The organism is Cellulomonas sp. JZ18 (genome assembly GCF_009720485.1).
In the GTDB taxonomy this organism is placed as follows: domain Bacteria; phylum Actinomycetota; class Actinomycetes; order Actinomycetales; family Cellulomonadaceae; genus Cellulomonas.
On record NZ_CP045245.1, the window covers coordinates 2,445,763 to 2,460,140 of the forward strand.

The 14,378-nt window shown below is 76.0% G+C and carries 17 protein-coding genes; 1 reads left to right on the forward strand and 16 read right to left on the reverse strand.

The genetic code is table 11. The features are described from left to right. Positions 1 to 22: 22 nt before the first annotated feature. The 3 genes from pyrH to rpsB all read right to left on the reverse strand — a co-directional run bounded on the left by pyrH (position 23) and on the right by rpsB (position 2,885). Positions 23 to 757 carry a UMP kinase gene (pyrH, locus tag GC089_RS11050; RefSeq protein ID WP_155379146.1) on the reverse strand — a complete coding sequence of 245 codons (735 nt, stop codon included), beginning with the start codon at positions 755 to 757 and terminating at the stop codon, positions 23 to 25. A gap of 201 nt (positions 758 to 958) precedes the next feature. Further along, positions 959 to 1,804: a translation elongation factor Ts gene (gene tsf / locus GC089_RS11055; protein ID WP_155377721.1), complete on the reverse strand. Its 846-nt coding sequence runs from the start codon at positions 1,802 to 1,804 to the stop codon at positions 959 to 961. Positions 1,805 to 1,907: 103 nt separating this feature from the next. Continuing rightward, complete coding sequence (gene rpsB, locus GC089_RS11060) at positions 1,908 to 2,885, reverse strand: 30S ribosomal protein S2 (RefSeq protein ID WP_155377722.1); 978 nt, start codon at positions 2,883 to 2,885, stop codon at positions 1,908 to 1,910. A 531-nt stretch (positions 2,886 to 3,416) separates the two neighbouring features. Between rpsB and GC089_RS11065 the strand changes: the two genes are divergently transcribed. Further along, a complete protein-coding gene (locus GC089_RS11065) occupies positions 3,417 to 3,917 on the forward strand; it encodes a murein hydrolase activator EnvC (RefSeq protein ID WP_230684747.1) in 501 nt (166 codons plus the stop codon). A gap of 47 nt (positions 3,918 to 3,964) precedes the next feature. Here the strand turns inward: GC089_RS11065 and GC089_RS11070 are convergent, their stop codons facing one another. From GC089_RS11070 to rpsP, 13 genes are all read right to left on the reverse strand, one after another. Next, positions 3,965 to 4,921, reverse strand: coding sequence for a FliA/WhiG family RNA polymerase sigma factor (locus tag GC089_RS11070; protein ID WP_155377724.1), 957 nt, complete (start codon positions 4,919 to 4,921; stop codon positions 3,965 to 3,967). 109 nt (positions 4,922 to 5,030) lie between these two features. After that, positions 5,031 to 5,957 (reverse strand): tyrosine recombinase XerC, encoded by a 927-nt coding sequence (locus tag GC089_RS11075; protein WP_155379148.1) that lies wholly within the window; start codon positions 5,955 to 5,957, stop codon positions 5,031 to 5,033. A gap of 133 nt (positions 5,958 to 6,090) precedes the next feature. Next, positions 6,091 to 7,272 carry a DNA-processing protein DprA gene (gene dprA, locus GC089_RS11080; RefSeq protein ID WP_155377725.1) on the reverse strand — a complete coding sequence of 394 codons (1,182 nt, stop codon included), beginning with the start codon at positions 7,270 to 7,272 and terminating at the stop codon, positions 6,091 to 6,093. After that, on the reverse strand, positions 7,269 to 8,789 hold the full coding sequence (locus GC089_RS11085; protein ID WP_155377726.1) for a YifB family Mg chelatase-like AAA ATPase: 1,521 nt from the start codon (positions 8,787 to 8,789) through the stop codon (positions 7,269 to 7,271). Before GC089_RS11085 ends, dprA begins: the two co-directional genes overlap by 4 nt. A 1-nt stretch (position 8,790) precedes the next feature. Beyond that, a complete protein-coding gene (locus tag GC089_RS11090; protein ID WP_155377727.1) occupies positions 8,791 to 9,147 on the reverse strand; it encodes a YraN family protein in 357 nt (118 codons plus the stop codon). A gap of 127 nt (positions 9,148 to 9,274) precedes the next feature. Further along, a complete protein-coding gene (locus GC089_RS11095) occupies positions 9,275 to 9,598 on the reverse strand; it encodes a DUF2469 domain-containing protein (RefSeq protein WP_155377728.1) in 324 nt (107 codons plus the stop codon). A gap of 60 nt (positions 9,599 to 9,658) precedes the next feature. Continuing rightward, positions 9,659 to 10,498 (reverse strand): ribonuclease HII, encoded by an 840-nt coding sequence (locus GC089_RS11100; RefSeq protein WP_155377729.1) that lies wholly within the window; start codon positions 10,496 to 10,498, stop codon positions 9,659 to 9,661. 14 nt (positions 10,499 to 10,512) lie between these two features. Then, entirely contained in the window at positions 10,513 to 11,400 is an 888-nt protein-coding gene (gene lepB / locus GC089_RS11105) for a signal peptidase I (protein ID WP_155377730.1), read from the reverse strand. Positions 11,401 to 11,553: 153 nt separating this feature from the next. Further along, the gene (rplS, locus tag GC089_RS11110) at positions 11,554 to 11,916 is read right to left on the reverse strand and encodes a 50S ribosomal protein L19 (RefSeq protein ID WP_155377731.1); all 363 of its coding nucleotides are present in this window, start codon (positions 11,914 to 11,916) and stop codon (positions 11,554 to 11,556) included. Between the two features lie 216 nt (positions 11,917 to 12,132). After that, complete coding sequence (gene trmD / locus GC089_RS11115; RefSeq protein ID WP_155377732.1) at positions 12,133 to 12,942, reverse strand: tRNA (guanosine(37)-N1)-methyltransferase TrmD; 810 nt, start codon at positions 12,940 to 12,942, stop codon at positions 12,133 to 12,135. A gap of 1 nt (position 12,943) precedes the next feature. Beyond that, the gene (gene rimM / locus GC089_RS11120) at positions 12,944 to 13,492 is read right to left on the reverse strand and encodes a ribosome maturation factor RimM (protein ID WP_155377733.1); all 549 of its coding nucleotides are present in this window, start codon (positions 13,490 to 13,492) and stop codon (positions 12,944 to 12,946) included. 115 nt (positions 13,493 to 13,607) lie between these two features. After that, positions 13,608 to 13,847, reverse strand: coding sequence for an RNA-binding protein (locus tag GC089_RS11125; RefSeq protein WP_155377734.1), 240 nt, complete (start codon positions 13,845 to 13,847; stop codon positions 13,608 to 13,610). Next, the gene (gene rpsP, locus GC089_RS11130) at positions 13,847 to 14,272 is read right to left on the reverse strand and encodes a 30S ribosomal protein S16 (protein ID WP_155377735.1); all 426 of its coding nucleotides are present in this window, start codon (positions 14,270 to 14,272) and stop codon (positions 13,847 to 13,849) included. Before rpsP ends, GC089_RS11125 begins: the two co-directional genes overlap by 1 nt. Between the last annotated feature and the right edge of the window lie 106 nt (positions 14,273 to 14,378).

The following is a 14,378-nucleotide window of genomic DNA, read 5'->3' on the forward strand; positions in this document are numbered from 1 at the left end:
GTGCGGTGCGGAGGGCGTGCGCTCAGCTCGCGGTGACGAGCGTCCCGATCTTCTCACCCTCGAGCGCACGCGTGACGTTGCCGTGCTCCTCGAGCCCGAAGACGCGCATCGGCACGTCGTTGTCGCGGCACAGGCTGAGGGCCGACGTGTCCATGACGCCGAGCTCCCCGACGATCGCGTCGGTGTACGTCAGGTGGTCGAGCTTGCGCGCGGTCGGGTCCCGGCGGGGGTCGGCGGTGTAGACGCCGTCCACGCCGTTCTTGCCCATGAGGACCTCCTGGCAGTGCGTCTCGAGCGCGCGCTGCACCGCCACGGTGTCGGTCGAGAAGTACGGCAGGCCCGCGCCGGCGCCGAAGATGACGACGCGGCCCTTCTCGAGGTGCCGGATCGCCCGCAGCGGGATGTACGGCTCGGCGACCTGGCCCATCGTGATCGCCGTCTGGACGCGCGTGCTCACGCCCGCCTGCTCGAGGAAGTCCTGCAGCGCGAGGCAGTTCATGACCGTGCCGAGCATGCCCATGTAGTCGGCGCGGGCGCGGTCCATGCCGCCGACCTGCAGCTCGGCGCCGCGGAAGAAGTTGCCGCCCCCGACGACGATCGCGACCTGCACGCCGTCGCGCACCGCCGCGGCGATCTCGCCCGCGATGCGGCGCACGACGGGCACGGCCAGGCCGACGGAGCCGCCGCCGAAGCTCTCGCCCGACAGCTTGAGCAGGACGCGCCGGCCCTGGACCTCCCCCGCGCTGCGCACGGGCACCCCCGGGGAGGACGTGCCGGTCTCGGGTGCGGCCTGCCGGCCGTCGGTCGGGTTCTCGGTCACGGGTCCTCCTCGTCGGTCGCGCCGCGACGGGCGCGCGTGGCCCGCGGGGTCGACGCGCGGCGCCCGGCGGACCGCGGGCGCCCGGTGCGGCGGTGGCCCCGGTCCGTACGGACCGGGGCCACCGCCGTCACGACGTGCTCAGGCTCCGACGCGGAACCGCACGAAGCCGGTCACCGTGCCGCCGGCCTCGGCGAGCACCTGGCCGACCGTCTTCTTCGGGTCCTTCGCGAAGGCCTGGTCCAGCAGGACCGACTCCTTGAAGTAGCCGTTGAGGCGGCCCTCGACGATCTTCGGCAGCGCGGCCTCGGGCTTGCCCTCGTTGCGGGCCGTCTCCTCGGCGATGCGACGCTCGTTCTCGACGACGTCCGACGGGACCTCGTCCCGCGTCAGGTACGTCGGGGAGTAGGCGGCGACGTGGGTCGCGACGTCACGGGCGACCGAGGCACCGGCCGCGTCCGTGGCGACGAGGACGCCGACCTGCGGCGGCAGGTCCTTGTTCACCTTGTGCAGGTAGACCTCGACGTGCTCGCCGGCGAGGCGGGCGACGCGGCGCACGACGACCTTCTCGCCCAGCGTGGCGGCGGTCTCGTCGACCACCGTCTGCAGCGGCGTGCCGTCGGAGTCCGCCGCGAGCAGCGCGTCGGCGTCGGCGGCACCGGAGGCGACGGCCGTGGCCAGGACGCGCTCCGCGAGGGAGATGAACGTCTGGTTCTTCGCGACGAAGTCGGTCTCCGAGTTGACCTCGACGAGCACGCCCGTCTGGCCCTCGCCGTCCGTGGTCGACGCGACGTTCGCCGCGACCAGACCGTCGGAGGCCGAGCGGCCCTCACGCTTGCCGACGCCCTTGAGACCCTTGACGCGGATGATCTCCAGCGCCTTGTCCGCGTCGCCCTCGGCCTCCTCGAGCGCCTTCTTGACGTCGAGCATCCCGGCACCGGTCCGCTCGCGCAGCGCCTTGATGTCGGCCAGCGAGTAGTTCGCCATCAGTTCCGTCCGTCCTTGAGTTCTCGGGTCCGGCCCGCTGGTCCGCGGGCCGAGCGGGTGCGGCGCGGTCGCTCGCGCCGCACCCGCTGGGTCACCAGGTGCGTCAGGCCTGCTCGTCCTGGGCGGCCTGCTCGCGCGCCGCGGCGTCCGCGGCGGCGTCGACGGCCGGGGCCGCGTCCTGGCCGGGCGCGGTCGCGGACTCGGCCGGGCCGGCCTCGCCCTCGGCGGCCTGCGGGTCGCCGGCGGCCGCGGCGGCCGCGTCCAGCTCGGCCGGCGCGAGCGCCGGGTCCTGCAGGCCGGCCTCGGCGCCGGCGAGGAGCTCGCGCTCCCACTCGGCGAGCGGCTCGGCGTCGGCGTCGGCGCCCTGCGTGGCGGCGGCGGCACCACCCGAGTGGCGCTTCATGAGGCCGTCGGCGGCCGCGTCGGCGATCACGCGGGTCAGCAGCTGCACGGCGCGGATCGCGTCGTCGTTGCCCGGGATCGGGTAGTCGACGACGTCCGGGTCGCAGTTGGTGTCGAGGATCGCGACGACCGGGATGCCGAGCTTGCGCGCCTCGTCGACGGCGAGGTGCTCCTTGTTGGTGTCGACGACCCAGATCGCCGAGGGGACCTTCGCCATGTCACGGATGCCGCCGAGCGTCTTCGCGAGCTTGTCCTTCTCGCGACGCAGGACGAGCAGCTCCTTCTTCGTCAGGCCCGAGGCCGCGACGTCGTCGAAGTCGATCTGCTCGAGCTCCTTGAGGCGCTGCAGACGCTTGTGGACGGTGGAGAAGTTGGTGAGCATGCCGCCCAGCCAGCGCTGGTTGACGTAGGGCATGCCGACGCGCGCGGCCTGCTCCGCGACCGGCTCCTGCGCCTGCTTCTTCGTGCCGACGAACAGGATCGAGCCGCCGTGCGAGACGGTCTGGCTCACGAAGTCGTACGCGCGGTCGATGTACGACAGCGACTGCTGCAGGTCGACGATGTAGATGCCGTTGCGCTCGGTGAAGATGAAGCGCTTCATCTTGGGGTTCCAGCGGCGGGTCTGGTGCCCGAAGTGGACACCGCTCTCGAGCAGCTGGCGCATGGTCACGACGGCCATGACACGTCCTCCCGGCGCGCACCGGCCAGGCGCGCGCTCTCGTGCGGGCAGGGCCCGCGGTCTCGGTTGTCGGTCCGGCCGGCGGCCGGTCCCCTGGTGCCACCCGCCGCCCGCGCCGGGCCCGAGGGCCCGGACCGTGCGGGACGACGACCGGTCGGCGACCGGGTCATGGCACGCGAATTCGACCGGCACGGGCCGGTCGTAGGGGAAGTCTAGCCCACGCCGGCCGGTGCCCTGCCGGAGGGCCCGCGAGCCGCCCTCAGCCCGATCTCCGCACGCGCCCGTCCCGAGGCCAGACTCCCCCGCTCCCGGGCGCACCGGGCCACGGCCACCGTCGACGCCATGCCGCACACCGCGCCCCCTCCTCCCCCGGCACCCGAGCCGGCCCGGCGTCGTCCACGACGCCGGGCGGTCGGTCGATCCGCCGCACCCTCGGGTCCGACGTCCGCCCGGCGGCGCCGGCACGGCGCACCGGCGGAGCGGCGCGGAACCACCGGACACGGCACCCGCCGGCGCGCGCGAGCCGGTGCCGTGCTGCCGGCGGTGCTCGTCCTCGCCGCCCTCGCCGGCGGGGCCGTCGCGCCGCCGTCCGGTGCCCGTCCCCCGGCCGCAGCGGCAGCGCCCGTGACGTACCGGCCCCCGGTGGGCGGCGTCCACGCCCCCAGTCGCCCCTTCGAGGCGCCGCCGGAGCGGTGGCTCGCCGGCCACCGTGGCGTCGACCTCAGCGCGGAGCCCGGCACGACGGTCGTGGCGCCGGCGGACGGCGTCGTGACGTTCGCGGGACCCGTCGCCGGACGCGGGGTCGTCACGGTGCTGCACGCCGACGGCCGCCGCAGCAGCGTCGAGCCGGTGACGGCCGTCGTCGTCGCGGGGACCGCCGTGCGTGCCGGGGACGCGCTGGGCACTCTGGCGGAGGGTGGGCACTGCCGACGCGCCTGCCTGCACTGGGGCGTCCGCGAGGGCGAGCGGTACGTCGACCCGTGGAGCCTGCTGCCCGGGTCGGGCCCGGTCGTGCTGCTGCCCGTGCCCTGACGCTCCCTGGGCCTCGCTCGGCGGGTGCGAGCCTCGCTCGGCGGGGCTCAGCCGCGCTCGGCGTCGAGCAGGCGCGTGCGCAGCCGCACCATGGCGGCCGTGTGGATCTGGGAGATCCGCGACTCCGTCACGCCGAGGACGCGGCCGATCTCCGCGAGCGTCATGCTCTCGTAGTAGTACAGGACCACGACCAGGCGCTCTCGCTCGCCGAGGCACTCGATCGCGCGGGCGAGCAGGTACTTCGTCTCCTGCGCCTCGACGGAACCCGCGGGGTCCTCGGCGCGCCGGTCACCCAGGGTGTCGGCCAGGGTCCCGGCGCCGGGGCGGTCGTCGGACCCCGCGAGCAGCTCGTCGAGGGCCGCGATGTTGACGGCGGCGAGCTGGGTGTACACCGCGCGGAGCTCGTGCACGGGCAGGTCGAGCCGCTGGGCGACCTCGGTCTCCGTCGGGGCGCGGTGGAGGGTCGACTCGAGCTCGCCGTACGCCCGGTCGACCGCGCGCGCCTTCGTGCGCACCGAGCGCGGCACCCAGTCCATCGCGCGCAGCTCGTCGATGATCGCGCCGCGGATGCGCGAGGAGGCGTAGGACTCGAACTTCACGGCCCGGTCGGTGCGGTACTTCTCGATCGCGTCGATCAGCCCGAACATGCCGTACGACACGAGGTCCGCGTGCTCCACCGTCGAGGGCAGGCGCATCCCGATCCGGCCCGCCACGGCGGTGACCAGCGGCACGTAGTGCAGGATCAGCTGCTCCCGCGAGCGCGGGCAGCGCTCCTGCGTGTAGCGCGTCCACAGCGCCTCGACGTCCGACGGCTCGGGGACGGCGACCGGGGCGGCCACGCCCGCCAGCGCCGCGTCGGACGCCGTGGGGGCGGGCTCGTCCTCGACCGCGGGCACGGCGGCGACGCGCTGCTGGGGCACGACGCCGGCCGGAGCGGTCCCGGGACGGTAGGTGCGCAGGGCGGTGGTGGCGAGCCCGACGGGGGCGTCCTGCAGTGCCGTCATCGTCGGCTCCGTCTCTGTGCTGGTGCCCGTGCGGGGCGAGGTGGGGCGGGCGGGGCGGGGCGGGCGAGGGCGGGCCGCGCGGGGCGTCCCGGCGGCAGGAGCGTGGCGTTCATGCCCGTGGGTGGGCGAGCCGGTGGGCGGAGCGCAGGCGCTCGGCGGAGACGTGGGTGTACCGCTGGGTCGTGGTGAGGCTCGCGTGGCCGAGCATCTCCTGCACCGAGCGCAGGTCCGACCCGCCCTCGAGCAGGTGCGTGGCGGCGGTGTGGCGCAGCGCGTGCGGCGCGACGTCGTCGACGCCCACCGCCGCTGCGAGCGCGTGCACGACGGCGCGCACCTGCCGCTGGTCCACACGTCCGCCGCGCCGCCCGAGCAGGAGCGCCGACGGCGTGCCCTCGCGGACCAGGCGCGGGCGCGCCCGCGCGAGCCACGCGTCGACCGCACGCGCGGCCGGCAGGCCGAAGGGCACGACCCGCTCCTTGTCACCCTTGCCGACCACGCGCAGGGTCCGGCCGGCGAGGTCCACGTCCGACACGTCGGCACCGCACAGCTCGCCCACGCGCACGCCCGTGCCGTACAGGAGCTCCAGGGCGGCCCAGTCCCGCACGTGCACCGGGTCCTCGTCCTGGGCGCGCTCCCGTGCCGCGTCCAGCAGCCGCGTGACCGGCTCCACCGCGAGCACCGTCGGCAGGGGCGCGGCACCGCGCGCCGAGGCGAGCCGCAGGGTCGGGTCGCTGGCGAGCCGGCTCGTGTGCACGGCCCAGCGGAAGAACGTGCGCGCGGCGGCCGAGCGCCGCGCGAGGGTGGCCCGGCTGCGGTCGGCGCTCGCCATCGCGGCGAGCCAGCCGCGCAGCACGGTCAGGTCGACCTGGTCCAGGCGGGCCGCCCCGTGACGGACGGCGTACCCGAACAGGTGCTCCAGGTCGCCGAGGTAGGCCCGCACGGTGTTCTCCGACAGAGCACGCTGCGCACGCAGGTGGAGGGCGAAGTCGGCGAGCAGCTGCGCCCGCTCGGGCGCCTGCGCCGTGATCTCCGCCATGAACATGCTCCTAAGGTGGCGTGCGTCACCGGGCCTTCACAAGACGCCCAGGAAACTACAAGAAAGCGCGATGACGGAATCCGCCGACAATGTCCGGTTCTGCAGGACGGATTCCCCTGAACGCCGCTTTTTTTCACCCGGGGCGCTGCTCATGCCCGTCGGCCACCACCCAACCGGCGGCCTCGCGGCGCACCAGCCCGTCGAGCTCGAGCAGGCCGAGCATGTCACGCGCCTCGCCCGGCGTCGTGCCGGCGCGCACGGCCACCTCGTCCGCACCCCGAGCCCCTCGCCGCGGCAGCGCGTCGAGCACCCGGCGCGCGACCGGCGGCAGGCGGTCACGCGGCCCGTCGGGTGCGCTCGCCTCCGCCACCGCGTCCGTGCCGGCCTCCCCGGCGAGCTCGACGACCTCGGCGGCGTCCGTGACGCAGACGGCGACGCCGTCGCGCAGGAGCCGGTGACACCCGGCCGACGCCGCCGACGTCACCGGACCGGGCACGGCGCCCACCGGCCTGAGCAGACGTGCGGCGTGGTGGGCGGTGCTCGCCGCTCCCGACCGCCACGCCGCCTCCACGACCACCGTGGCACGCGCCGACGCCGCGATCAGCCGGTTGCGCTGCAGGAAGCGGCTGCGCGTGGGGACGGCACCGGGCGGGACCTCGCTGGCCACGGCACCGCCTGTGTGCACGACCTCCTCCAGCAGACGCGCGTTGCCGACGGGGTACGCGCGGTCGACACCACCGGCCAGCACCACGAGCGTCCGCCCCTCCCCCAGCAGCGCCCCGCGGTGCGCGCCGGCGTCGATCCCGTACGCACCGCCGGAGACCACCTGCCAGCCCCGCCGCGCCAGGTCGACGGCCAGGTCGACGGCGACGCGCTCGCCGTACGCGCTGCAGGCCCGGGCACCCACGAGCGCGACCGCCCGCTGGGACGCCGCAGGACCACCGCGCACCCACAGCGCGAAGGGCGCGGCGACGCCGAGGTCGTCGAGACCCGCGGGCCACTCCGCGTCCCCGGGGACGACCACACGAGCAGCGACGCGCGCCGCCGCCTCGCGGTCGCGCGCGGGCTCGACGCGGGCACGGCGCACCGCCCAGCGCGCGAGGCCGGCCGACACCCGTCGGCGCGTGCGGTCGCCCGTCGCACCGGCCGGCCCCTCGAGCGCGGCCCAGTCCGGCGCCCCCGCGGCGATCGCAGCGTCGACCCACGACAGCGCCCGGGCCGCACCGCACGCCTGGACGAGCGCGCCCGCGACCTCGTCACCGGGCTCCGCGAGGGCGCTCCACACCGCCCGCGCGTCCCGCTCGTCCTCGGTCACGCGCCGTGCCCCCGCGTCCGCAGGGCGAGCGCGCGGGCCACGTCCTCGCGCGCGGGCGCGACCCGCCCGTCGAGGTCGGCGACCGTCCACGCGACCCGCAGCACCCGGTCCGCGCCGCGCAGGCTGAGGGTGCCGCGGTCGACGGCACGGTGCAGGTCCGCCAGCAACCGCCCGTCGGGACCGAGCCGGCTGTGCAGGGCGCGGGCGGGCACCTCGGCGTTGGTGCGCCACCCGGCATCCCGCCACCGGGCCCGCTGCGCCGCGCGCGCAGCCGCGACGCGTGCCGCGACCGCGGCGCTGCCCTCCCCCACGCCGTCGCTGGCGCGCGAGGGCTGGACGTCGAGCTGCAGGTCGACCCGGTCGAGGAGCGGACCGGACAGCTTCCCGAAGTACCGGCGCCGCTGCTCCGGTCGGCACGTGCAGTCGAGGCCCTTGCCCACAGCACGCCCGCACGGGCAGGGGTTGGCCGCGAGCACGAGCTGGAACCGGGCCGGGTACCGTGCGGCCCCCGCCGCGCGGTGCAGCACGATCTCGCCGTGCTCCAGCGGCTGGCGCAGGGTCTGCAGCACACCGGTCGTGAACTCCGGCGCCTCGTCGAGGAACAGCACGCCCCGGTGGGCGCGCGAGGCCGCCCCCGGACGCGGCAGGCCGGGCCCGCCGCCCACCACGCTGGCCGCCGTCGCGGTGTGGTGCGGGTCCTCGAAGGGGGGCCGGCGCAGCAGCCCGAGGGAGGCGTCGAACGTCCCGGCCACCGAGTGCAGCGCCGTCACCTCGACCGCGTCGGCGTCCTCGAGGTCGGGCAGCAGCCCCGGCATCCGCGCCGCGAGCATCGTCTTGCCCGTCCCCGGCGGCCCGACGAGCAGGAGGTGGTGGCCCCCCGCAGCCGCCACCTCGACGCCCAGCCGTGCCTCCTCCTGCCCCCGCACGTCCGCCAGGTCGAGCACAGGGCCACCGGGCGGACCGGCCGCCGTCACCGCGGGGACGGCCTCGACGTCGGGCACGTCGACGTCCGCACCGTGCCGGGCCGCGACCTGCGCCAGGTGCTCCGCCGCGAGGATCTCGGCGCCCGGGACGAGCGCCGCCTCGGCGGCGTTCCCGGCGGGCACCACCACCCGGGGCCGGCCCGCTGCGACCGCCGCCGCCACCGCCGGCAGGACACCGCGCACGGGGCGCACCCGCCCGTCCAGCCCCAGCTCCCCGACGTGGACCCACTGCGCGGCGCGCGCGGGATCGACGACGCCCGCGCCGGCGAGCGTCGCCACCGCGACCGCCAGGTCGAACCCCGAGCCCGTCTTCGGCAGCGTCGCGGGCGACAGGTTCACGGTGATGCGGCGGTTGGGCCAGACGAGCCCCGACGAGGACACCGCGGCCCGGACGCGGTCGCGGGACTCCGCGAGCGCGGCGTCCGGCAGCCCGACCAGGGTGAAGGCCGGCAACGAGGCAGCCAGGTGCGCCTCGACCTCGACGACGTGCCCGTGCAGGCCCAGCAGCGCGACGGCGCAGGTGCGCCCGAGCACGTCAGACCACCCCCACGAGGTGCTCGACGTGCGCACGGCCACGCGCGGGGAGGGTCACGGCGACGACGTCGACCCGCACCGAGCGCACCGGCGCGTCGTGCGCGCGCAACCACGCCGCCGTCAGCCGGCGCAGCCGCGCGAGCTTGCGGGCCGTGACCGCCTCCGCGGGGTGCCCGTAGCGCGCCGACCGCCGCGTCTTGACCTCGATGGCGACGAGCTCGTCGCCGTCGAGCGCGACGATGTCGAGCTCACCCTCCGGACACCGCCAGTTGCGGTCGAGCACCCGCCACCCGGCCTCCGTGACGAACCTCGCCGCCACGTCCTCGCCGTACCGTCCCACCGCGTCCGTCGCTCGCACGCCGACCACCTCCGGCCACGACCCTGGCCGGTGCGGGCGGGAGCCGGCGGCGGCAGCGGGTCGGGCGGTGGGCGGCCGCGCGCCGACGAGGGCTGTGGTCGGCTCGCCGAGCCCGGTGCGGACGCGGTCAGCGCGGGAAGGCGGTCCCCGAACCCAGGTCGAGCTCGGCCTTGGCGAGCTCCTCGACGTTCACGTCCTTGAACGTGACGACGCGCACCGACTTCACGAACCGGGCCGAGCGGTACACGTCCCACACCCACGCGTCGACCAGCGAGAGCTCGAAGTACACCTCGCCGGCGGCCGAGCGGACCTGCAGGTCCACGTGGTTGGCCAGGTAGAAGCGCCGCTCCGTCTCGACGACGTACGAGAAGAGCCCGACCACGTCCCGGTACTCGCGGTAGAGCGCGAGCTCCATGTCGGTCTCGTAGTTCTCCAGGTCCTCGGCGCTCACGGGACCATCATCCCCCATCCCGTGCCGGGGCACGGGACTGCGCGGGTCGCGCCGTGCCCCTCAGACGAGCCGCAGGTCCTCGGTCAGCAGACCGTCGAGGGTCCAGCCGGGACCTCGCGTCTGCGGGGGCGGCGCGACCGTCTCGGGCAGCCGCCACGAGCGGCGGTGCAGGGGGCTCGGGCCGTGCAGACGCAGGCCCGCCAGGTGGTCGGGTGCCGCGTAGCCCTTGTTCTCGTGCCAGCCGTAGTGGGGGTGGTCGTCGGCGTGCCGCACCATCAGCGCGTCGCGCTCGCACTTGGCCAGGACGCTGGCCGCCGCGACGCTCGCGCACGTGCGGTCCGCCTTCACGCGCAGCCGCACGGCGGGCACGGGCACGTCCTGCCGGTCGCCGAACAGCTCGTCCTGCGTGCCGAACAGGTCGGGAGCGGGCGGGGTCAGCCAGTCGTGCGCACCGTCGAGCACCACGACGTCGACGCGCTCGACGACGGTCAGGACGGCTGCCAGCGCGCGCGTCCCGGCCAGCCGCAGCGCGGCGACGATCCCGCGCTCGTCGATCTCCTGCGCGCTCGCGTGCGCCACCGCCCGGGCCACGCCCCACCGGCCGAGCGCGGGCAGCAGCTGCTCGCGCGCGGCCGGGGTGAGCAGCTTGGAGTCCGCGACGCCGCGCGGTGCCGAGCGGGTGCCGGAGTCGACCACGACGACGCCGACGGTCACCGGACCGGCGAGCGACCCGCGGCCCACCTCGTCCATCCCCGCCACGTACGTGTGCCCCTCGCGCAGCAGGGCGCGCTCGTGACGCAGGTGCGGCACGGGCCGCGAGGACGGGCGCGCCGCGCGCGGCTGCCGCACCGGCGCGGTGGTCGCGGGCGCGGCGGCGGGAGACGGGTCGGTGAGAGTCATGCAGGATCCGGAGGTCAGGACGGGTCGGGGACGCCGGCGAACGTGTCCGACGGGTTGCGCAGCACGGTCACGCGGTCGAGCGGCCACACGGTGACGAACGCGACGCCGACGATGTTGTCCATCGGCACGGAGCCGCCGCCGGGACGCCCCTGGTTGAAGCGCGAGTCCGCCGAACGCTGGCGGTTGTCCCCCATCACCCAGACCGAGCGCTCGGGCACGACCACGTCGAACGGCTCCTCGCTCGGCTGGGCGCCGGCAGCCAGGTACGGCTCGTCGATCGGGACGCCGTTGACGGTGACGGGCTCACCGGGGCCCGCACAGGCCACACGGTCCCCCGGCAGCCCGATGACCCGCTTCACGAGGTGCTCGCCGGCGTCCTGGGGCAGCAGACCGATCCAGGTCAGGCCGTCCTCGACGGCGGCGGCCACGGGACCGCGCGGCTCCTCCGCCGTGGGCGGCAGCCAACCACCGGGGTCCTTGAAGACGACGACGTCACCGCGGCGCAGATCGCGCGGTCCGGGAGTGAGCTTGCTGACGAGGATCCGGTCGTTCTCGATGAGGGTGTCGTGCATCGACTGCGACGGGATGAAGAACGCCTGCACCAGGAACGTCTTGACGACCAGCGACAGCACGAGCGCGCTGACGAGGATGATCGCCGTCTCGCGCACCCACGACCAGGCGCCGGAGCGTCGGGCCCGGCCGGCCTCGCGCGCGTGCTCGCGCCGTCGACGGCGGCTGCCCGCGACCTCGGGGTCGTGCGCCGGCTCCGGCGCGACCCGTCCGTCGCCGCCGGCCGCCGCACCCGTCGGGGGCCACGGCGGCCGCCCGTTCCCGGCACGGGCGTCGGCGCCCTGCCCGGGGGTCGGCACCGACCCCAGCTGCTCGGCGCGTCGCTCGCTCACGGTCACACTCTCGCACGCGGGCGCGTCCGACGGGGCACCTGCCCGCCCGCCGGGCCGTCCCACCGGCCGCCTCCTGCGCGACCGTGCGCGGTGGGGACGACGACGGGCGGCCACCGCAGCTGCGGTGACCGCCCGTCGTGGGAGGTGCGGTGCTCAGCCCTTGGCCGGGGCCTGCTCGCGCTTCTCCTTGATCTTCGCCTTCTTGCCCCGCAGCGCGCGCAGGTAGTACAGCTTCGCGCGGCGGACGTCACCGCGGGTGACGACCTCGATGGAGTCGAGCGTCGGCGAGTGGACGGGGAACGTGCGCTCCACGCCGACGCCGAAGCTGATCTTGCGGATCGTGAAGGTCTCGCGCACGCCGGCACCCTGGCGGGCGATGACGACGCCCTGGAACGCCTGGATACGAGAGCGGTTGCCCTCGACGACCTTGACGTTGACCTTGAGCGAGTCGCCGGGACGGAACTCCGGGACGTCGGTGCGCAGCGAGGCTGCGTCGAGCGCGTCGAGCGTCTGCATGAGGTGTCACTTCCCCGCCCTGCCGCAGGTCAGGAGCGTGATCGACGGGCGCACGCGCTGCCGGGGCAGGGCAGGCGCCCGAGGGGGTTCCGGATTCGGTGGGACGGACCGCGGCCGGGCCGGGTCCGTGCGTCGTGGGCGCTCTCCCCTGCGGCAGAGAGGCGACCGACGCGCACCGACCGACCAGTCTGCCACAGCCGGGGCCCGCGGACCGAATCAGGGCTCGCCCACACGCTCCAGGGCGTCCCCGCCCGGGTCCACGCGCACGAGCCGGCCCTCCCGCACGTCCCAGCCCAGCGCCGCCAGCACCGCGCGGTCGTGCCGGTCCAGTGCGGCGGGGTCGAGCGCGGCCACGAGGTCGGGCCGGCGCGCGGCCGTCCGCTCGAGGGCGCGGTCGCGGCGCCAGCGCTCGATCCGGGCGTGGTGCCCGGACAGCAGCACGTCCGGCACGGCACGTCCGGCCCACTGCGCGGGCTTGGTGTACACGGGGTACTCGAGCAGACCGGCCGCGCCGTGCGACTCCTCGACCAGGGAGGCGGGGTTGCCCACGACGCCCGGCAGCAGGCGCGCGACCGCCTCGACGACCACGAGCGCGGCGACCTCACCGCCGTTGAGCACGTAGTCGCCGAGCGACAGCTCGGTGACGCGCACGCGCTCGCCGTAGTGCTCGGCCACGCGCGCGTCGATCCCCTCGTACCGGCCGCACGCGACGACGAGGTGCTCCTCGCGGGCGAGCCGCTCGGCGGTGCGCTGCGTGAAGACCTCGCCGGCGGGCGACGGGACGATGAGGTGCGCCCCGTCGTCGAGCACGTCGTCGAGGGCGCGACCCCACACGTCGGGCCGCATCACCATGCCGGCTCCGCCGCCGAACGGCGTGTCGTCGACCGTGCGGTGCCGGTCGTCCGTCCACGCGCGCAGGTCGTGCACGCGCAGGTCCAGCAGCCCCGCGGTGCGCGCCTTGCCGACGAGCGACAGGTCGAGCGCGGCCAGGTACTCGGGGAAGATCGAGACGACGTCGACGCGCACGTCAGCCCTCGTCGCCGGTCGGCTCGTCGACCACCAGCCGTGCGGCGTCGGCCGCGAGCAGGCCGCCCGGCGGGTCGAGGACCACGCGTCCGGCGGCCACGTCGACGACCGGCACGATCGCCTCGACGAACGGCACGAGGGTGCGCGTGCCGTCGGACTCGCGCACCACGAGCAGGTCCTGGGCGGGCAGGTGCTCGAGCCCGACGACCTCGCCGAGCAGGCGCCCGTCCGCCACGTGCTCGGCGCGCAGGCCGACGAGCTCGTGCTCGTACCAGCCGTCGTCGTCGGCGTCGTCGTCGCTGTCGACCAGGAGCTCGACACCGCGCAGCGCCTCGGCCGCGGTGCGGTCGCCCGCCTCCGCGAAGGTCACGTACCAGCGCTCCTGGGCCCGGCGCACGCGCGCGACGGTCAGCGGCCCCGCCGACGCGGGCTCCGTGGCCAGGCGCGCCCCCTCGACGAGCCGCCGCTCGGGCACGTCCGACCGGACGTCCAGCGCGACCTCGCCGCGCAGGCCGTGGGCCCGCCCGATCCGGGCGACCGTCAGCTGCATCGTGCTCTCCCTCCCCCGCCCGCCTGCCGGCACCGGGGCTTCTCGGTCACGGGCGGGCCCGGTGACGGCCGACGGCCCGGCCCCTCGAGGAGGGACCGGGCCGTCGGGATGCTTCTCAGCGCCGGTCGACGTCGACCACGTCGACGCGGACCGGGCCGTCGGTCGACAGCGCGCCCACGACCGTGCGCAGGGCACGGGCGGTACGGCCGCCGCGACCGATGACGCGCCCGAGGTCCTCGGGGTGCACACGCACCTCGAGCATCTCCCCGCGGCGCTGCGACGAGGCACGCACGCGCACGTCGTCCGGGTGGTCGACGATGCCCCGCACCAGGTGCTCGAGCGCGTCGGCGAGCATCAGGCCTGCTCGTCCTCGGCGGGCGCCTCGGCGTCCGCAGCGGGAGCGGCGGCCTTCTGCTCGGCGGCGCGGGCCTTGGCCTTCTCGGCGTCGGCCGAGGCGGCCTCGACGGCGGCCGCGGCGTCGGCCTTCGGCGCCTTCGTCCGCAGCGTGCCCTCGGCACCCGGCAGGCCCTTGAACTTCTGCCAGTCGCCGGTGACCTTGAGCAGCGCGAGGACCTGCTCGGTCGGCTGCGCGCCGACGCCGAGCCAGTACTGCGCACGGTCCGAGTTCACGTCGATGAGCGACGGCTCCTCGGTCGGGTGGTACTTGCCGATCTCCTCGATCACGCGGCCGTCGCGCTTGGTGCGCGAGTCGGCGACGACGATGCGGTAGTACGGCGCGCGGATCTTGCCCAGACGCTTGAGGCGGATCTTCGTGGCCACGAGGTGGTGTCTCCTGATGTCTGCTGGGGTGGCGTCGCGGTCGGCACCCGTGGGGAGGGCGCGCCGGTCCGGCCGAGGACGCAGCGGGCACAGGTAGAGGGGCTGT